Annotated in this window: 14 protein-coding genes; 8 read left to right on the forward strand and 6 right to left on the reverse strand. The window is 69.6% G+C overall.

Annotated features, from left to right (window positions below; translation table 11 throughout):
• Positions 1 to 171: 171 nt before the first annotated feature.
• Both HEP75_RS09020 and HEP75_RS09025 read right to left on the reverse strand, forming a co-directional pair.
• Positions 172 to 1368 carry an NAD(P)/FAD-dependent oxidoreductase gene (locus HEP75_RS09020; RefSeq protein WP_185816095.1) on the reverse strand — a complete coding sequence of 399 codons (1197 nt, stop codon included), beginning with the start codon at positions 1366 to 1368 and terminating at the stop codon, positions 172 to 174.
• On the reverse strand, positions 1365 to 1910 hold the full coding sequence (locus HEP75_RS09025) for a YaeQ family protein (protein ID WP_185816096.1): 546 nt from the start codon (positions 1908 to 1910) through the stop codon (positions 1365 to 1367). Before HEP75_RS09025 ends, HEP75_RS09020 begins: the two co-directional genes overlap by 4 nt.
• 42 nt (positions 1911 to 1952) lie before the next feature.
• On the opposite strand from HEP75_RS09025, the gene HEP75_RS09030 reads away from it, so the two are divergent.
• From HEP75_RS09030 to HEP75_RS09040, 3 genes are all read left to right on the forward strand, one after another.
• Entirely contained in the window at positions 1953 to 2858 is a 906-nt protein-coding gene (locus HEP75_RS09030; protein ID WP_185826194.1) for a pseudouridine synthase, read from the forward strand.
• 592 nt (positions 2859 to 3450) lie between these two features.
• Positions 3451 to 3660, forward strand: a complete 210-nt coding sequence (locus HEP75_RS09035) for a cold-shock protein (protein ID WP_006451993.1) — start codon at positions 3451 to 3453, stop codon at positions 3658 to 3660.
• Positions 3661 to 3991: 331 nt separating this feature from the next.
• Positions 3992 to 4687, forward strand: coding sequence for a glutathione S-transferase (locus tag HEP75_RS09040; protein ID WP_185826195.1), 696 nt, complete (start codon positions 3992 to 3994; stop codon positions 4685 to 4687).
• Between the two features lie 69 nt (positions 4688 to 4756).
• Here HEP75_RS09040 and HEP75_RS09045 read toward each other — a convergent pair whose 3' ends face one another.
• Complete coding sequence (locus HEP75_RS09045; RefSeq protein WP_185826196.1) at positions 4757 to 5653, reverse strand: alpha/beta hydrolase; 897 nt, start codon at positions 5651 to 5653, stop codon at positions 4757 to 4759.
• A gap of 586 nt (positions 5654 to 6239) precedes the next feature.
• Between HEP75_RS09045 and HEP75_RS09050 the strand changes: the two genes are divergently transcribed.
• Positions 6240 to 7793 (forward strand): YdiU family protein, encoded by a 1554-nt coding sequence (locus HEP75_RS09050; protein WP_185826197.1) that lies wholly within the window; start codon positions 6240 to 6242, stop codon positions 7791 to 7793.
• A 131-nt stretch (positions 7794 to 7924) separates the two neighbouring features.
• Here the strand turns inward: HEP75_RS09050 and HEP75_RS09055 are convergent, their stop codons facing one another.
• Positions 7925 to 8626, reverse strand: a complete 702-nt coding sequence (locus tag HEP75_RS09055) for a TetR/AcrR family transcriptional regulator (RefSeq protein ID WP_255424039.1) — start codon at positions 8624 to 8626, stop codon at positions 7925 to 7927.
• Positions 8627 to 8688: 62 nt separating this feature from the next.
• Here HEP75_RS09055 and HEP75_RS09060 point away from each other — a divergent pair, with 62 nt between their 5' ends.
• The 3 genes from HEP75_RS09060 (at position 8689) to HEP75_RS09070 (ending at position 13601) form a co-directional block, all read left to right on the forward strand.
• The gene (locus HEP75_RS09060) at positions 8689 to 9843 is read left to right on the forward strand and encodes an efflux RND transporter periplasmic adaptor subunit (RefSeq protein ID WP_185826198.1); all 1155 of its coding nucleotides are present in this window, start codon (positions 8689 to 8691) and stop codon (positions 9841 to 9843) included.
• A gap of 6 nt (positions 9844 to 9849) precedes the next feature.
• Complete coding sequence (locus HEP75_RS09065) at positions 9850 to 12963, forward strand: efflux RND transporter permease subunit (protein ID WP_185826199.1); 3114 nt, start codon at positions 9850 to 9852, stop codon at positions 12961 to 12963.
• A gap of 80 nt (positions 12964 to 13043) precedes the next feature.
• The gene (locus HEP75_RS09070) at positions 13044 to 13601 is read left to right on the forward strand and encodes an adenine phosphoribosyltransferase (RefSeq protein WP_185816103.1); all 558 of its coding nucleotides are present in this window, start codon (positions 13044 to 13046) and stop codon (positions 13599 to 13601) included.
• Between the two features lie 196 nt (positions 13602 to 13797).
• Here the strand turns inward: HEP75_RS09070 and HEP75_RS09075 are convergent, their stop codons facing one another.
• Both HEP75_RS09075 and dbpA read right to left on the reverse strand, forming a co-directional pair.
• Positions 13798 to 14316: a hypothetical protein gene (locus tag HEP75_RS09075; RefSeq protein ID WP_185826200.1), complete on the reverse strand. Its 519-nt coding sequence runs from the start codon at positions 14314 to 14316 to the stop codon at positions 13798 to 13800.
• Positions 14313 to 15689, reverse strand: coding sequence for an ATP-dependent RNA helicase DbpA (gene dbpA, locus HEP75_RS09080; protein WP_185826201.1), 1377 nt, complete (start codon positions 15687 to 15689; stop codon positions 14313 to 14315). The genes HEP75_RS09075 and dbpA overlap by 4 nt, the downstream gene beginning before the upstream one ends.
• A gap of 132 nt (positions 15690 to 15821) precedes the next feature.
• Here dbpA and HEP75_RS09085 point away from each other — a divergent pair, with 132 nt between their 5' ends.
• On the forward strand, positions 15822 to 17711 hold the full coding sequence (locus tag HEP75_RS09085) for an ATP-binding cassette domain-containing protein (protein WP_185826202.1): 1890 nt from the start codon (positions 15822 to 15824) through the stop codon (positions 17709 to 17711).
• Positions 17712 to 17969: the final 258 nt, after the last annotated feature.

Here is a 17969-nt window from a genome sequence, read left to right on the forward strand (position 1 = left end):
ACGATGCCCGCAGCGGCGTCCATGTGTGTGGGGCCGGGATTGGGGATTCGGGATTGGGGATTCGTTACAGCGGTTCCCGGTGCCTGAACGTTCGTGGGTTGACCAAAGCTGGGTGTAAACATCGAAGCGCGCCGTTGCGAATTCCAAATCCCGACTCCCCAATCCCGGCCGTCAGGCCCCGCCGCCAGCGGCATGGCCCGAGGCCCAGGCCCACTGGAAGTTGTAGCCGCCCAGCCAGCCGGTCACGTCCAGCACCTCGCCGACGAAGTACAGGCCGGGCATCTGGCGCGATTCCATGGTCGCCGACGACACCTGATCGGTATCCACCCCGCCCAGGGTGACCTCGGCGGTGCGGTAGCCCTCGGTGCCGCTGGCCACCAGCGGCCAGGCGCCGAGCAGGGCCGCGGCGGCGCGCAGCTGCGGTTCGTCGAGCTGGCGGACCGGCTTGTCCGGCAGCCAGACCTCGCACAGGCGCTGCGCGAAGCGGCGCGGCAGGGCCTCGCCCAGTACCGTGCGCAGCTCGGCGGCGCCGCGCAGGCGCTTCTGCTCGCGCAGCCACGCGGCCGCGTCCTGCCCGGGCAGCAGGTCCAGGCGCAGGTCGTCGCCCGGCTGCCAGTACGAGGAGATCTGCAGGATCGCCGGGCCGCTGATGCCGCGATGGGTGATCAGCATGAAGTTGCGGAAGCTGGCGCCATTGCAACTGGCTTCCACCGGCAGCGCCAGCCCCGACAGGTCCTGCAGGCGTTCCTGGTGCTTGCCGCTGAGGGTCAGCGGCACCAGTCCGGCGCGGGTCGGCAGCACGGCGTGGCCGAACTGGCGGGCCAGTTCGTAGCCGAAGCCGGTGGCGCCCAGGCTGGGAATGGACAGCCCGCCGCTGGCCACGACCAGCGAGGCGGCGTGTACCGGGCCGTCGTCGCTGTCGATGCGAAACCCCTCGCTGCCGCGTTCCACGCCGCGCACCGCGCACTGGGTGCGAATGGTCACCCCGGCCGCGTCGCATTCGTCCACCAGCATGCGCACGATCTGCTTGGAGGAGATGTCGCAGAACAGCTGGCCCAGTTCCTTCTCGTGATAGGCGATGCCGTGGCGTTCGACCATCTCGATGAAATCGGCCGGGCGGTAGCGCGCCAGCGCCGACTTGCAGAAGTGCGGGTTGGCGGACAGGAAATTGCCTGGGCCGGTGCCGGTGTTGGTGAAATTGCAGCGCCCGCCGCCGGACATCAGGATCTTCTTGCCGACCTTGTTGGCATGCTCGATCACCCGCACGCGGCGCCCGCGGCGGCCGGCGGTCAGCGCGCACATCAGCCCGGCGGCGCCGGCGCCGATGACCGCGACGTCGACCCGGATCGGCTCGGCGCGCGCGCTCATGCCGCGGCTTTGCGCACCGTCGGGGTGAAGGTGACGCTGCCCTCGTCGCCGAGCAACTGCACTTCGCCGTCCTGGATCACCACGTCGAAACGCATGCTGCGCTGGATCAGCTCGGCCGCCGAGGCGACCGCGTCGCCGGGCAGGTCGATCACCTGCAGCGGCTTGAGCTTGAGCAGGCCGGAGGCGTTCTTCTCCCACCAGATGTCGGCGACGCGGCCGCCGTAGTTGACCACCACCACGTCGCGGGCGCGGCCGCAGGCCTTGCGGATGCGCGATTCGTCGGGCTGGCCGACCTCGATCCACTGCTCGATCGCGCCGGTGTAGTCCATTCGCCACAGGTCCGGCTCGTCGTCGCTGCTCAGGCCCTTGCCGAACAGCAGGCGTTCCTCGGCGAACAGGGCGAAGGTCAGCAGCCGCGCCATCAGCCGCTGGTCGGTTTCGGACGGATGCTGGGCCAGGGTCAGCGAATGCGCCGCGTAGTAGCCGCGGTCCATGTCGGAAATCTGCAGCTCGGCCTTGCGGAGGGTGGCGGTGAGGGCCATGCGGCTACCGGGATCAAAGGGCGGCCATGATAATGCGTGGCGATGTCCGATCCCCGCCCACCGTCCGCATTGGTTCCGGCCCCGAGCCGCTGGCAGCTGCCGCCAGGGCCGTGGCCGACGCTGCTGGACGGCTTGTGCGCGCGCTTCCCGCAGGTGTCGCGGGCACAGTGGCAGGATCGCTGCGCCCGCGGCCGCGTGCAGGATCTGCACGGGCAGCCGTTGCCGGCGTCGCTGCCGTACCGGGTCGGGCTGGACGTGCGCTATTTCCGCGAGGTCGCCGATGAGGCGCCGATCGCCGGGGTGGAGCGCATCGTCCATGCCGATGCGCATCTGGTGGTGGCCGACAAGCCGCATGGGCTGCCGGTGACCCCGTCCGGGCGCTACCTGCGCGAGACCTTGCTGGCGCGGCTGGTGGCGCGGCTGGGCAATCCGGCGCTGGTGCCGCTGCACCGGCTGGACCGCGCCACCGCCGGGCTGGTGCTGTTCTCGGCCGATCCGCGCAGCCGCGCCGCCTACCAGGCGCTGTTCCGCGAGCGGCGCATCGCCAAGGCCTATCAGGCGCTGGCCCCGGCCTTGCCGGGACAGGCGTTTCCGCTGCTGCGCGCAAGCCGGCTGGTACGCGGCGAGCCGTTCTTCCGCATGGCCGAGGCCGACGGCGAGGCCAACAGCCTGACCCGGATCGAGGTGCTGGACGCTCCGGACGGACCGCTGTGGCGCTACGCGCTGGCGCCGGTGACCGGCCGCAAACACCAGTTGCGCGTGCACATGGCGGCGCTGGGCGCGCCGATCCTGGGCGATGCGCTGTATCCGCAGTTGCGTGCGGAGGGGGAGGGCGCTGCCGCCGACACGCTGCACTTGTTGGCCTGCGGCCTGGCGTTCGACGACCCGCTCAGTGGGCAGGCGCGCAGTTTCGTCAGTGCGCAGACCTTGGTTTGGCCGCCGGCGTGACGACGTGGCCTAACTCTGCGAGACGCTGCGCGCCGGACCCTCACCCCAACCCCTCTCCCGGGGGAGAGGGGCTATGCACCCCTGGCTGTTCCCTTCTCCCGGCGGGAGAAGGTGCCCCGAAGGGGCGGATGAGGTCCGGGCGAAGCCTCGTGCATCCCAAACTTCGCGAGACGCTTCGCGCCGTACCCTCACCCCAACCCCTCTCCCGGCGGGAGAGGGGCTTGCAGTGTCATAGTGAGCGACTGTTCCGTGCGCCGGCACGCCATCCAGTGGAATGCCCGGCAAGGGCAGGGCGGCTGCGCAATTTGCGTAGAACGGCAGGTGTATCGACCGCACTGCCGCGAACTTTAGGCCTGGGTTCAGCATCTTTGTGGGCGATCTCGGTTTGTCTACACAAACTTGTCGCTTTTTGCGGACGACCCGCGTATGGTTGGTCCACTGTGTTTGCTAGGGTCACCGTGAATCGTGGCCTGGTGCAGTTGATCTCGCGATCCGCTTCATCGTTCCGCTTTACCAACGCCTGCAACTCAGTCTCGGCCCCGATACCCGGTGGCTGCGATTTTCTTCAATTCAATGTTTCAGGAGTTAGTAAATGTCTGATCGTCAGAGCGGTACCGTGAAGTGGTTCAACGATGCCAAGGGCTTCGGCTTCATCACCCCGGAAAGCGGCCCGGACCTGTTCGTGCATTTCCGCGCCATCCAGGGCACCGGCTTCAAGTCGCTGCAGGAAGGCCAGAAGGTGACCTTCGTCGCCGTGCAGGGCCAGAAGGGCATGCAGGCTGACCAGGTGCAGGCCGTCTAATTTAGACGCCAGCTACCGCAAGGTCGCCAGAACGCCGGGAGCGCAAGCTTCCGGCGTTTTTATTTGTGCGCGTACCTGCTGCATCTGCCTGGCCCAGCCTGGAGCCGTATCGGCGTCGGCGCCAAGCGCAGCTCCAGCGTCGTCGATACCGGAGACGCTGCGCGGCCATAGGGCTTCTGGAAACCCTCTATTTCTTAATTTCACGTAAGCGTATCAATGGCTTGCGAGCGTGCCGGTTGAATTTTTCGGGGTGATTGGAAGTTCCCTGTAGCCGCGATCCCCACGCAGACCCGGCTACCATGGCCGCCCCCGCGCCTTCGGAACCGTCGCCATGATCACCGTCCACCACCTCAACCAGTCCCGTTCCCAGCGCGTGCTGTGGCTGCTGGAGGAACTGGCGCTGCCGTACCAGGTGGTCAAGTACCAGCGCGACAAGCAGACCATGCTGGCGCCGCCGGAATTGCGCGCGATCCATCCGCTGGGCAAGTCGCCGGTGCTGGTCGACGACGGCCAGGTGCTTGCCGAATCCGGCGCGATCCTGGATTACTTGGTGGAGCGCTACGACACCGAGCGCGCGCTGTCGCCGTCGCCGCAGCCGCTGGAGGCGCCCGAGCGCCTGCGCTACCGCTACTGGATGCATTACGCCGAGGGTTCGGCGATGCCGCCGTTGCTGATGAGCCTGGTGTTCGGGCGCATCCGTTCGGCGAAGATGCCGTTCTTCGCGCGGCCGATCGCCCGCGCCATCGTCGACAAGGCGATGCACGGCTTCGTCGGTCCGCAACTGAAGCTGCACCTGGACTGGATGGAGCGCGAACTGGCGGCCACCGGCTGGTTCGCCGGCGACCGCTTCACCGCCGCCGACGTGCAGATGAGCTTCCCGGTCCAGGCCGCGGCCGCGCGCGCCGGCCTGCAGGCCTATCCGAACCTGGCTGGCTTCGTGCAGCGCATCGAACAGCGTCCGGCCTACCAGCGCGCGCTGCAGCAGGGCGGGCCGTTCGAACTGCTCGGCAGCGGCAAGGCCGGCTAGGGCGCGTCCTTCATCCCAGAGCGGATCGCGGCGCGCGGCGAGGGCGCTCGATACGCCGCGCTCCTTGCTTCACGGTTGCGGCATGCGCGGTTGGCACTGGCGCACGAAGGCGATGCTGTCGGCCATGACCGGCAGCGCCGGATCGTCCTTGCGCAGCGCCAGCGCCAGACGCAGGTGGCCGACGCCTGGATAGAGCTTCAGCTCGGCGGGCACGCCGGCGCCTTGCAGGGCCGCCTGCAGCGAACGGCTGTCGCGCGGCTCGACCACGCGGTCGTTGGCGCCGTGCAGCAGCAGCGCCGGCGGTTCGTCGCCATCGACGAAGGCCACCGGCTGCGAGCGCCGCTGCTGCGCCGGGTCGCGGCCGAACATGCCGATCAGGTCGGGATCGGTCAGCGGCAGGAAATCGTAGGGACCGGCCAGGCCGACCAGGCCGCACAGTTGCCGCGGCGACAGGCCTTGCGCCTGCAGCCAACTGCCGTCGGTGGCCAGCAGTGCGGCCATGTGCGCACCGGCGGAGTGGCCCATCAGCGCCAGCCGGCGCGGGTCCCCGCCGTGCTCGGCGGCATGGCGCTGGCTCCAGGCGACCGCGCTGGCGGCGTCGTGCATGAAGCCGTCCAGGGTCACCTGCGGATACTTGCGGTAATCCGGCACGATCGCGACCACGCCATGCCGCGCCAGCGCCTCGCCGGCCCAGCGGTACTGCTGGCGGTTGCCGGTCTTCCAGGTGCCGCCGTGGAAGAACACCACCACCGGCGCGTTCTGCGCCGCGACCGGGCGATAGACGTCCAGCTTCAGGCCATGCGCCGCATCGAACACGATCCCGCGCTGCTCGCTCAGCCCGTTGCGCGCAGAGCCGGCGTTGAGGCCGCCGAAGAACACGCTGCTGCAGGCGGAGACCAGCAGCGAGGACAGCGCGACCAGCAGGTGGCGCGGCCAGCGCGGCGGCAACGGCGAACGTTCGGACATGGACGGTACCTGCAGGAAAGGAGCGGGAGCATGCCGCATGCATGTGTCGGCAGCGAGTGCATGGCGTCGGCGGCGCTACCGGCAAGTACGCGCGAGATGTCGCTGCGGATGCGCTGGCTTGGTTGCAGTTCGCTGTTTTCTTCTCCCGGCAGGACCATGGCTCCCTTTTCGGGGAAGGTGCCTGGCAGGGGGGAGGGTAGGGTGCAGTCTCGCGTACCTAACTCCGCGAGACGCTTTCGCGCCGTACCCTCACCCCAACCCCTCTCCCGGGGGAGAGGGGCTAGCGCTGTTCCCTTCTCCCTGCGGGAGAAGGTGCCCCGCAGGGGCGGATGAGGGTCAGGGCGCAGCCTCATGCACCCAACTCCGCGAGACGCTTCGCGCCGGACCCTCACCCCAACCCTCTCCCAGCGGGAGAGGGGCTAAAGCACTCCGCGGCTGTTCCCTTCTCCCGTCGGGAGAAGGTGCCCCGCAGGGGCGGATGAGGGTACGGGCGCAGCCTTGCGCACCCAACCCAGCGAGACGCTTCGCGCCGCACCCTCACCCCAACCTCTCTCCCGATGGGAGAGGGGGCTGTAAGCTGACGCATATGCCCGCATTGCGCTTCGACAACCGTTTTACCGCCGAGCTGCCTGGCGATCCCGAGCGCGGACCGCGCCTGCGCGAGGTGCTGGGCGCGTTGTGGTCGGAGGTCGCGCCGACCCCGGTGGCCGCGCCGCAGTTGCTTGCCCATTCGCGCGAGGTGGCGGCCATGCTCGGTTTGTCGGAGCAGGAGGTGCTGGCGCCGCAGTTCGCCGAGGTCTTCGCCGGCAATGCGCTTTACCCGGGCATGCGGCCGTACGCGACGAACTACGGCGGCCACCAGTTCGGGCATTGGGCTGGTCAGCTCGGCGATGGCCGCGCGATCGCGCTGGGCGAGGCGCTGGGGGCGGACGGGCAGCGCTGGGAGCTGCAGCTCAAGGGTGCCGGGCGCACGCCGTATTCGCGCGGTGCCGATGGCCGCGCGGTGCTGCGCTCGTCGATCCGCGAATTCCTGTGCAGCGAGGCCATGCACCATCTCGGCGTGCCGACCACGCGCGCGCTGAGTCTGGTCGCGACCGGCGAGCGCGTGGTGCGCGACATGTTCTACGACGGCCATCCGCGCGCCGAGCCGGGTGCGGTGGTGTGCCGGGTGGCGCCGTCGTTCGTGCGCTTCGGCAGTTTCGAGTTGCCGGCCGCGCGCGGCGAGACGGCCTTGCTGCGGCAACTGGCCGACTTCGTGATCGACCGCGATTTCCCCGAGCTGCACGCAAATGGCGCCACGCGCCATGCCGACTGGTTCGGCGAGGTCTGCGCGCGCACCGCGACGATGGTCGCGCACTGGATGCGGGTCGGCTTCGTGCATGGGGTGATGAACACCGACAACATGTCGATCCTGGGCTTGACCATCGACTACGGCCCTTACGGCTGGATCGACGACTACGATCCGGACTGGACGCCGAACACCACCGACGCCCAGGGCCGCCGCTACCGTTTCGGCACCCAGCCGCAGATCGCGTACTGGAACCTGACCCGGCTGGCGCAGGCGCTGGCGCCGCTGTTCGACGACGTCGCGCCGCTGCAGGCCGGGCTGGCACGTTTCCGCGAGACATACGCCCAGGCCGAACGCGACAACGCCGCCGCCAAGCTCGGCCTGGCCGCATGCGGCGAGCCCGATCTGGCGCTGATGCAGGACCTGTTGCAACTGCTGCAGCAGGGCGAGGTGGACATGACCCTGTGGTTCCGCGAGCTGAGCGCGGCGCAGCTGCCGACGCTGGCGGACCTGGCTGTTGCGTTCTACGACCCGGCCAAGCTGGCCGCGCAGGCGCCGGCGTTCGAGGCCTGGCTGGCGCGCTATGCGCAGCGGCTGCGCGACGATCCGCTGCCGGCGGCCGCGCGCGTGGCGAAGATGCGCGCGGCGAACCCGCGCTACGTGCTGCGCAATTACCTGGCGCAGCAGGCGATCGACCGTGCCGAGCAGGGCGACACCGACGGCATCGCCGAATTGCTGGAGGTGATGCGCCGGCCCTACGACGAGCAGCCGGGACGCGAGGCGTTCGCGGCGCGGCGCCCGGACTGGGCGCGCGAACGCGCCGGTTGTTCGATGCTGTCGTGCAGTTCCTGACGCGCGAAGCACTTTAGGAGGGGCTTCAGCCCCGACGGTTTCCCTGAAAGGCATCGGTGCTGGAGCGCATTTAGCGGAAAGCTCGGCATTGCTGCGATTTCTCCGTCGCGTCGTCAGGCCCGGGTTCGGCCTCAGCGCGACGGCACGCGATAGCGCCAGGCGGCGAGGAAGCTGGTCACCACTTCCGCCGCCAGCGCCTGCTGGCCCTCGCGATCCGGGGCCTGCCCGTTGAGCATCGCGCCGGGATAGGCGTAGCCGATCGCCGCGCCGATGAAGGCGCTGGCGGCCAGCGTGGGCGAGGCCACGCGCACGTCGCCGCGCGCGTCCAGCATCTGCAGCAGGTCGCTCAGGCGCTGGCGCAGGCGTCCGGTGCGGCGCTGGTGCATCGACTGCAGCAGGTCCGGCATCTGCGCGCTGGCCTGCACCAGCAGCCGGTGCAGGCGCAGCGAGGACGGTGCGTACAGGTGCGCCTGCACGGTCAGCGCGATCTGCTGCAGCGCGCGCGGCAGGTCCTGCGAGGCCGCATCGCCGATGTTCTCCAGCTGCGCCTGCAGTTCTTCGTTCAACGCTTCGAATACCTGCATCAGCAGGTCGGCCTTGCTGGAAAAATGGTTGTACAGGCTCTGCCGGGTGAGCCCGGCATGCAGCGCGATCTGCTCCAGCGAGACCTCCAGGCCGTGCTCCAGCAGCAGCTCGCGGGCGGCGCGCAGCAACCGCGGCCGCGCCAGCGCCGGGCGTCCGCGCTGGCGCGCGGGCGGCGCAATCGCGCGCGCTTCCGCCGCCGCCGGGGTGGCGCGAGGCGGCGTGGCGCGGGCGATTGTGCGATCCTTCATGCTTATTTATTTGTCTTTAAGTAAATTAAATGATCCTCCCCCCAGCTTCCAGGATCAAGCGCATGCCCGCGCCTTTTGTCCAGCGTTCCCGCCGCACGCTGTCGTTGCTGCTGTCCGTCGCCCTCGTCACGCTCGCCGGCTGCAAGGGCGAGCGCACCGCGCCGCCGGCGCAGGCCAGGACCGTGGGGGTGGTAACCCTGCAGCCGCAAAGCGTGCCGCTCAGCGCGGAACTGGCCGGGCGCACCGCCGCCTCCGAAGAGTCCGAAGTGCGCCCGCAGGTCGGCGGCATCCTGCGCAAGCGGCTGTTCGAGGAGGGCGCGCTGGTGCACGCCGGGCAGCCGCTGTTCCAGATCGAGCCGGTCCTGTACCAGGCCGCGGCCAACGAGGCGCAGGCCAATCTGGCCACCGCCCAGGCCACGCTGGCGACCGCCAAGCTGCGCGCCGAGCGCTATCGCGAGCTGGGCAAGACCCGGTTGGCCGCGCAGCAGGACGTGGACGACGCCCAGGCCACCTACAAGGAAGCGCTGGCCAGCCGCGACGCCAACCGCGCCGCGCTGGACACCGCGCGCACTCAGTTGCGCTTCGCCACGGTGGAGGCGCCGATCAGCGGCCGCATCGGCCGCGCGCGGGTGACCCCGGGCGCGCTGGTCACCGCCAGCCAGGCCGATGCGATCGCCAAGATCCAGCAGTTGGACCCGATGAACGTGGACATCACCCAGTCCGGTAGCCAGTTCCTGGCGCTGCGCCGCGCGATCGCCGACGGCGGGGTGCAGCCGGCGACCGCCGAAGTGCGGCTGAAGCTGTCCGACGGCAGCGACTATCCGCTGCCGGGCACGCTGCAGTTCGCCGACATCGACGTGGAGGAAACCACCGGCAGCGTGACCCTGCGCGCGCGCTTCCCCAATCCCGACGCGCAGTTGCTGCCGGGCATGTACGTGCGCGCGATCGTCGGCCAGGGCATCCGCCAGCAGGCGCTGCTGGTGCCGCAGGCGGCGGTGGACCGCACCCCGCGCGGCGATGCGCAGGCCTGGGTGGTGGGCACCGACAACATCGTGCGCCAGCGCCAGTTCACCACGCTGCGTGCGGTCGGCGACCGCTGGCTGGTCGGCGACGGGCTCAAGCCCGGCGAGCGGGTGGTGGTGGAGGGCCGGCAGGGACTGAGCGACGGCGCCAAGGTCACGGTCAAGCCGGCCGCCGCTGCCGCCGGCAAAGGCTGAGCCGGCATGCTCGCGCGCTTCTTCATCGCCCGCCCGATCTTCGCCTGGGTGCTGGCGATCTGCATCATGGCCGCCGGCGCCATCGCCGTGTTCACCCTGCCGGTGGAGCAGTATCCCGACATCGCCCCGCCCGGGGTCAACGTCACCGCCACCTACAACGGCGCCTCGGCGCAGACGGTGGAGGACAGCGTCACCCAGGTGATCGAGCAGCAGATCAAGGGCATCGACCACCTGCTGTACTTCTCCTCGACCAGTTCCTCGTCCGGGCAGGCGCGGATCAGCATCACCTTCGACCAGGCCGCCAATCCCGACATCGCCCAGGTGCAGGTGCAGAACGCGGTCAACCAGGCGCTCAACCGCCTGCCGCAGGAAGTGCAGCAGCAGGGCGTGACCGTGTCCAAGTCGCAGGGCGACAGCCTGATGGCGGTGGCGCTGTACGACAGCACCGACCGGCTGGACAATGTCGACATCTCCGACTACCTGATCAGCACCCTGCAGGATCCGATCAGCCGCATCAACGGCGTCGGCGAGATCAACGTGTTCGGCGCGCAGTACGCGATGCGCGTGTGGATGGACCCGCACAAGCTCAACGCCTACAACCTGATGCCTGGCGACGTGCGCAGCGCGATCGAGGCGCAGAACACCCAGGTCACCGCTGGCGAACTCGGCGCGCTGCCCACCGGCGCCGACCAGGAGCTTAACGCCACGGTGACCGCGCAGTCGCGGCTGCAGACCGCCGAGCAGTTCCGCGCCATCATCCTGGCCACCCAGGCCGACGGCTCCAGCGTGCACCTGGGCGACGTGGCGCGGGTGGAGATCGGCGCGGAGAACTACCAGAACAGCGCCACGCTCAACGGCCATCCGGCGTCCGGCTTCTCGGTGACGCTGTCCTCCGGCGCCAACGCGGTGGCCACGTCCGACGCGGTGCGCGCCACCATCGAGCGGCTCAAGCCGACCTTCCCGCCGGGCATGGAGGTCGCCTACCCGCGCGACAGCACGCCGTTCGTGCGGATCTCGATCGAAGGCGTGGTGCACACCTTGATCGAGGCGATCGTGCTGGTGGTGGTGGTGATGTTCCTGTTCCTGCAGAACGGCCGCGCCACGCTGATCCCGGCGATCACCGTGCCGGTGGTGCTGCTGGGTACGTTCGGCATCCTCGCCGCGGCCGGCTTCACCATCAATACGCTGACCCTGTTCGCGATGGTGCTGGCGATCGGCCTGCTGGTGGACGATGCGATCGTGGTGGTGGAGAACGTCGAGCGGATCATGCACGAGCAGCATCTGCCGCCGCGCGAGGCGACCGAGCAATCGATGGGCGAGATCACCGGCGCGCTGATCGGCATCACCGTGGTGCTGGGCGCGGTGTTCCTGCCGATGGCGTTCTTCGGCGGCTCCACCGGCATCATCTACCGCCAGTTCTCGATCACCATCGCCTCGGCGATGGCGCTGTCGGCGCTGGTCGCGCTGACCCTGACCCCGGCGCTGTGCGCGACCCTGCTCAAGCCGGTGGAAAAGGAGCGCCAGCTCGGACGCTTCTTCCGCTGGTTCAACCGCGGCGTGGAGCGCAGCCAGCACGCCTACCAGCGCCGGCTCGGCACGCTGCTGCGGCAGCCGCGGCGCTGGATGGCGCTGTACGTGGTGATCGTGCTGGCGATGGCGGCGCTGTACGCGCGCATGCCCACCGGCTTCCTGCCGGTGGAAGACCAGGGCCAGGTGCAGATCCAGTTCACCACGCCCGAGGGCACGCCGCTGGCCAAGACCGAGGCGCTGGGCCGGCGCATCAACGATTACTTCATGGCCCACGAGAAGGACAACATCACCGCGGTGTTCATGGTGATCGGCCGCAACAACGCCGGCACCGGGCAGAACGCCGGCCAGGCCTTCGTCGCGCTGCGGCCCTGGGGCGAGCGCAACCGCGACAACACCGCGCAAGCGATCATCGACCGCGCCAACAAGTATTTCCGCGGCACCGCCGATGCCAAGATCAGCGTGCTGTCGCCGCCGGCGGTGCGCGGCCTGGGCCAGTCCAGCGGCTTCGAGCTGTGGATCCGCGACAGCGACGGCGCCGGCCGTCCGGCCCTGCTGAAGGCGCAGCAGCAGGTGCTGCAGGAGGCCGGCGACGATCCGCAGCTGACCGCGGTGCGGCTCAACGGGCTGGGCGACAAGGCGCAGCTGCAGGTGGACATCGACCAGGCCCAGGCCAGCGCGCTGGGGCTGGCGCAGAGCGACATCAATGCCACGCTGTCCACGGCATGGGGCGGCAGCTACGTCAACGACTTCATCGACCGCGGCCGGGTCAAGCGCGTCTACGTGCAGGGCGATGCGCCGTACCGCTCGCTGCCGGAAGACATCGGCCAGTGGTACGTGCGCGGCAAGGACGGGCAGATGGCGCCGTTCGCCAGTTTCGCCAGCACCCATTGGACCCGCGGGCCGCAGCTGCAGCAGCGGTTCAACGGCCTGCCGGCGTCGCAGATCCAGGGCGGGGCCGCGGCCGACAGCAGTTCCGGCGAGGCGATGCAGCGGATGCAGGCGCTGGTCGCCAAACAGAAGGGCTTCGACCTGCAGTGGAGCGGCCTGTCCTACCAGGAGCAGCTGTCGAGCAACCAGACGCTGTGGCTGTACACCGCCTCGATCGTGTTCATTTTCCTGTGCCTGGCGGCGCTGTACGAGAGCTGGTCGATCCCGGTGGCGGTGTTGCTGGTGATCCCGTTGGGCGTGCTCGGCACGGTCACCGCGACCACCCTGGCCGGCTTCGTCAACGACATCTATTTCCAGGTCGGCCTGCTGACCACGATCGGCCTGTCGGCGAAGAACGCGATCCTGATCGTGGAGTTCGCCGAGGCCGAGCAGCGCGCCGGGCGGCCGTTGCTGGAGGCGGCGCTGGAAGGCGCGCGGCTGCGCCTGCGGCCGATCGTGATGACCTCGCTGGCGTTCGTCGCCGGCGTGCTGCCGCTGGCGCTGTCCACCGGCGCCGGCGCGGCCAGCCGCCGCGAGATCGGCGTCAGCGTGATCGGCGGCATGCTCTCGGGCACGCTGCTGGCGGTGCTGCTGGTGCCACTGTTCTTCGTGCTGGTGCGGCGCCTGCTGCATGGCCGGGCGGCGGACGCGCAGGCCGGGTAGGCCGTAGACGGCGCTGCGGTGCCGCTGCGCGGCGCCGCATTGCGCCTAAAATGGGCGCTTCCCCACGCTGCGATGTCCCGATGAACGATTCCTCCTGCTGCGGCGCGCCCAGCGACGCGCCGGCCCACTGGTCCGGCCGCATCCGCGATATCGCCGATTTTCCGAAGCCGGGCATCGTGTTCAAGGACATCACCCCGCTGCTTGCCGACGGCCCGGATTTCGCCTCGGCGCTGGACGAAATGGCGCGTCCCTGGCGCACCACGCCGCTGGACGCGGTGCTGGGCATCGAGTCGCGCGGCTTCATCCTGGGTGCGGCGCTGGCGCACGAACTGCGCACCGGTTTCGTGCCGATCCGCAAGCCGGGCAAGCTGCCGGGCAAGACGGTGACCCAGGATTACACGCTGGAATACGGCAGCGATCGCATCGAGATGCACGCCGACGCGCTGCCGGCCGGCGCGCGGGTACTGATCGTCGACGACGTGCTCGCCACCGGCGGCACCTTGCGTGCGGCGCTGTCGCTAGTGCGGCAACTGCAGCTGGAGATCGTCGGTGCGGTGGTGCTGGTCGAACTGCAGGCGCTGCAGGGGCGCGAGCGCTGGAGCGATGAAGTGCCGCTGTTGGCGACGCTGACGTATTAGGGCGGGCCGGTGCAGACGGATGCTGTCGTAGCGGGCGGCGCGCATCCGCCGCGGCAGTGGTCGCGGATCGTGCGGCTGCGCTGAGCGGGTCGAGGTCGAAGCGCCGAAGTCGGGTGCGCCTCGCGGCCGATCGCCGACTGGCGACCGGCCATCGACGGGGGCTATGCCGCGATCATGGCCGCCGCACGACGCCGCATCAGTGCGGGTAGACCACCGTTTCCAGGCTGGGGTCGGCGTAGGCGTCGGCGTGGCTCAGGTGCCCATCGAACGGGCCGACCTTGCAGATCCGTCCCTCGTGGGTGAACACCAGTTGCAGTCCGTGTTCCTGTTCCCAATCGCAATTGCATTCCAGGCTGATGCGGATACGGCCATCGCGATAGCGGCTGGCATAGGCCTCGTTGCCGAACTGGACGTGCTGCCACACCTGCGCCGGGCTATCGATGCGCGGCGAGGGCAGGCCGTGTTGCGCATGCAAGGCGTGCATGCGCCGGTAGTAGCCGAACACGTCCGCTGCGGCGGCATCCAGCACCGCCTGCTCGATGCGCAGGAACGCGGCGATGGCGGCACCGAAGTCGGCCTGCGCCGCATCGGCGGCATAGTCTTCGAGAACGAAGCTGCAGTCGTGTTGCAGCCAGCGCACCGGCACCTCGGCGCTCCAGGCGCTGCCGTCCTCGTCCTCCTCCAGCGAGGCGAGGATCCGCGCCAGCGCGGTCACAGCTTGCTGACTCGGAACCGGCGGCCCTTGATCTTGCCTGCCTGCAGCTGGCCCAGCGCCCGGCCGGCGTGCTCGCGGGCGATGGCGACGTAGGAGCGGGTCGCGTAGATCGCGATCTTGCCGATCGCCGCGCCCGACAGGCCGGCGTCGCCGGTCAGCGCGCCGAGGATGTCGCCGGCGCGCAGCTTGTCGGTCTTGCCGCCGTCGATGCGCAGCGTGACCATCGCCGCCTGCGGCAACTGCGCCGGGCGCGCGGTGGCCAGCGGCGCGCGCGACCAGCGCAGCGGCTGGCCCTGTTCGGCCTCCAGCGCCTGCGCGCGCGGCAGCTCGCGCGACGCCACCAGGCTCAGCGCCAGGCCGCGCTTGCCGGCGCGCGCGGTGCGGCCGATGCGGTGACGGTAGGTTTCGGTATCGGTCGGCAGTTCGTAGTTGAGCACCGCCGCCAGGTCTTCCACGTCCAGCCCGCGCGCGGCCACGTCGCTGGCGACCAGCACGTTGCAGCTGCGGTTGACGAAGCGCACCAGCACTTCGTCGCGGTCGCGCTGTTCCATGTCGCCGTGCAGCGCCAGCGCCGAGAAGCCGAACTGCTGCAGCGAGCCGGCCACTTCGTCGACCTCCTTGCGGGTGTTGCAGAACACCACGCTGGACTCGGGGGTGAAGCGCAGCAGCAGCCCGGCCACCGCCTTCTGCCGGTAGGTGGGGTCGACTTCGAAGAACTGCTGCTCGATCTCCGGCGCGCTGTCGGCGCCCTCGATGGTGATTTCCGCCGGTTCCTTCAGCAGCTCGCGGGCCAGGGTGCGGATCGCGTCGGGGAAGGTGGCCGAGAACAGCAGGCTCTGGCGGTGCTTGTCGCAGCGGCTGGCGATCTCGCGGATCGGTTCCTCGAAGCCCATGTCGAGCATGCGGTCGCCCTCGTCCAGCACCAGCGTACGTACGCCGCCCAGGTGCAGCGCGCGCTTGCGCGCAAGCTCCTGGATGCGCCCGGGCGTGCCGACCACCACCTGCGGGTCGTGCGCTTCCAGCGAGGCCAGCTGCGGGCCCAGCGGCATGCCGCCGGTCAGCACCACCAGCTTCATGTTGGGAATGCCGGTGGCCAGCTTGCGCAGCTGCTTGCCGACCTGGTCGGCCAGTTCGCGGGTCGGGCACAGCACCAGCGCCTGCGCGCGGGTCAGCGCCGGATCCAGCTTGTGCAGCAGGCCCAGGCCGAACGCCGCGGTCTTGCCGCTGCCGGTGGGCGCCTGCACGATGACGTCCTGGCCGGCCAGGATCGGCGGCAGGCTCTGCGCCTGCACCGGGGTCATCGTGGTGTAGCCGAGCGCGTCGATGCCCGGCGCCAGCGCCGGGGAGAGGGACAGGGTGTCGAAATCGTTCATGGCGCATTTTAGCCGGGACTTGGGACTCGGGACCGGGGACTCGGCAAATCCAGAGCAATGCGCGGCGCCAACCGCGGCCGGCTGCGCTCTTGGTCCCGAGTCCCGAGTCCCGAGTCCCGTACAATTCCCCCCATGCCTCTTATCACCCTACAGAACGTCGACTACAGCGTCGGCGGCCCCTTGTTGCTGGAAAAGACCGAATTGTCGATCGAGCCGGGCGAGCGTATCGCCCTGATCGGCCGCAACGGCGCCGGCAAATCGACCTTGATGAAACTGATCGCCGGCGAGCTCAAGCCCGACGACGGCGAGATCCGCGTCCAGCAGGGCGTGCGCATCGCGCGGCTGGAGCAGGAGGTGCCGCACGGCGCCGCCGGCAGCGTGTTCGACGTGGTCGCCGACGGCCTGGGCGAACTCGGCCATTGGCTGGCCGAGTTCCACCGGCTCAGCCATGCCGCCGAATTCGACGGCGATGCGCTGGGCGCGGTGCAGTCCAAGATCGACGGCGCCAACGGCTGGGCGCTGGACCAGCGGGTCAACGAGACCCTGACCCGGCTCGACCTGGACGGCGACGCGGAGTTCGCGCGGCTGTCCGGCGGCATGAAGCGGCGCGTGCTGCTGGCGCGCGCGCTGGTGTCGGCGCCGGACCTGCTGTTGCTCGACGAGCCGACCAACCACCTGGACATCGAGGCGATCGACTGGCTGGAACTGTTCCTGAAAGGCTGGAACGGCAGCGTGGTGTTCGTCACCCATGACCGGCGCTTCCTGCGCGCCCTGGCCACCCGCATCGTCGAGATCGACCGCGGCCAGGTCACCAGCTGGCCGGGCGACTGGGCCAACTACGAGCGCCGCCGCGAGGAGCGGCTCAACGCGCAGGCGCAGGAGAATGCGCGCTTCGACAAGATGCTGGCGCAGGAAGAAGTGTGGATCCGCCAGGGCATCAAGGCGCGCCGCACCCGCGACGAAGGCCGCGTGCGGCGCCTGGAGTCGATGCGCAACGAGCGCACCCAGCGCCGCGAGCTCGGCGGCAATGTGCGCATGGAGGCGGCGCAGGGCGAGTCCTCGGGCAAGAAGGTGATCGAGGCCAAGGAGCTGAGCTTCGCCTTCGGTGCGCGGACCATGGTGCGCGATTTCTCCAGCACCATCCTGCGCGGCGACCGTATCGGCCTGATCGGCCCCAACGGCAGCGGCAAGACCACGCTGCTGAAGCTGCTGCTGGGCGAGCTGACCCCGGGCAGCGGCGAGGTGCGCACCGGCACCAACCTGCAGGTGGCCTATTTCGACCAGTACCGCGCCACCTTGCGCGAGGACTGGAGCGCGATCGAGAACGTCGCCGAGGGCCGCGACTTCATCGAGGTCAACGGCAAGCGCAAGCACGTGCACGGCTATCTGCAGGATTTCCTGTTCACTCCGGAGCGCGCCCGCGCGCCGATCACCCGCCTGTCCGGCGGCGAACGCAACCGCTTGTTGCTGGCGCGCTTGTTCGCACAGCCGTCCAACCTGCTGGTGATGGACGAACCGACCAACGACCTGGACGTGGAGACGCTGGAGCTGCTGGAAGAGTTGCTCGGCGACTACACCGGCACCTTGCTGCTGGTCAGCCACGACCGCGACTTCATCGACAACGTGGTGACCTCGACCATGGTGATGGAAGGCGACGGCCGCATCGGCGAGTACGTCGGTGGTTACAGCGACTGGGTGCGGCAGCGCGCCGCGCCGCCGGCCAGCGCGATGGCGGTGGCCAAGGCCTCGGCCACTGCGGCGGCGACCGCGCCGGCGGTTGCCGCTGCCGCGGCGCCGGCGGCCAAGCGCAAGCTCAGTTACAAGGATGCGCGCGAACTGGAGCAGTTGCCGGCGCGGATCGAGACCCTGGAGCAGCAGGTCGCGGCATTGACCGCGGCGATGACGGAGTCCTCGTTCTACCAGCGCGATGCGGCGGCGGTGACCGCGCATACGCAGGCGCTGACCCAGGCGCAGGCCGAACTGGACGCGGCCTATGCGCGCTGGAGCGAGCTGGACGCGTAAACGGCGCTGGTTGGCGGGGGGTTCTCTGCTACAGGCGCTCGCCCTTGGATGGACGGGCGCACTGTAGGAGGGACTTCAGTCCCAACGCGATCTGGTTGCGGTGACTTCGCCGCTTCGTTTGTCGCGGCTGAAGCCGCTCCTACAAAGTCTCGCGGCTAGCTCGCTGGGTGCACTGTGGGAGGGGCTTCAGTCCCGACGCGGTTCGGCTGCGGTGACTTCGCTGCTTTGTTTGTCGCGGCTGAAGCCGCTCCTACAAAG

Origin of the sequence: Xanthomonas sp. SI, assembly GCF_014236855.1 — a bacterium.
GTDB lineage: Bacteria > Pseudomonadota > Gammaproteobacteria > Xanthomonadales > Xanthomonadaceae > Xanthomonas_A.

Bases quoted from the DNA above. Each gene is read 5' to 3' on its own strand.
- HEP75_RS09040 (WP_185826195.1), top strand. From the start codon at position 3,992: ATGATCACCGTCCACCACCTCAACCAGTCCCGTTCCCAGCGCGTGCTG.
- HEP75_RS09025 (WP_185816096.1), bottom strand. From the start codon at position 1,910: ATGGCCCTCACCGCCACCCTCCGCAAGGCCGAGCTGCAGATTTCCGAC.
- HEP75_RS09045 (WP_185826196.1), bottom strand. From the start codon at position 5,653: ATGTCCGAACGTTCGCCGTTGCCGCCGCGCTGGCCGCGCCACCTGCTG.
- HEP75_RS09070 (WP_185816103.1), top strand. From the start codon at position 13,044: ATGAACGATTCCTCCTGCTGCGGCGCGCCCAGCGACGCGCCGGCCCAC.
- HEP75_RS09050 (WP_185826197.1), top strand. From the start codon at position 6,240: ATGCCCGCATTGCGCTTCGACAACCGTTTTACCGCCGAGCTGCCTGGC.
- HEP75_RS09055 (WP_255424039.1), bottom strand. From the start codon at position 8,626: ATGAAGGATCGCACAATCGCCCGCGCCACGCCGCCTCGCGCCACCCCG.
- HEP75_RS09085 (WP_185826202.1), top strand. From the start codon at position 15,822: ATGCCTCTTATCACCCTACAGAACGTCGACTACAGCGTCGGCGGCCCC.
- HEP75_RS09030 (WP_185826194.1), top strand. From the start codon at position 1,953: ATGTCCGATCCCCGCCCACCGTCCGCATTGGTTCCGGCCCCGAGCCGC.
- HEP75_RS09035 (WP_006451993.1), top strand. From the start codon at position 3,451: ATGTCTGATCGTCAGAGCGGTACCGTGAAGTGGTTCAACGATGCCAAG.
- HEP75_RS09020 (WP_185816095.1), bottom strand. From the start codon at position 1,368: ATGAGCGCGCGCGCCGAGCCGATCCGGGTCGACGTCGCGGTCATCGGC.
- HEP75_RS09060 (WP_185826198.1), top strand. From the start codon at position 8,689: ATGCCCGCGCCTTTTGTCCAGCGTTCCCGCCGCACGCTGTCGTTGCTG.
- dbpA (WP_185826201.1), bottom strand. From the start codon at position 15,689: ATGAACGATTTCGACACCCTGTCCCTCTCCCCGGCGCTGGCGCCGGGC.
- HEP75_RS09065 (WP_185826199.1), top strand. From the start codon at position 9,850: ATGCTCGCGCGCTTCTTCATCGCCCGCCCGATCTTCGCCTGGGTGCTG.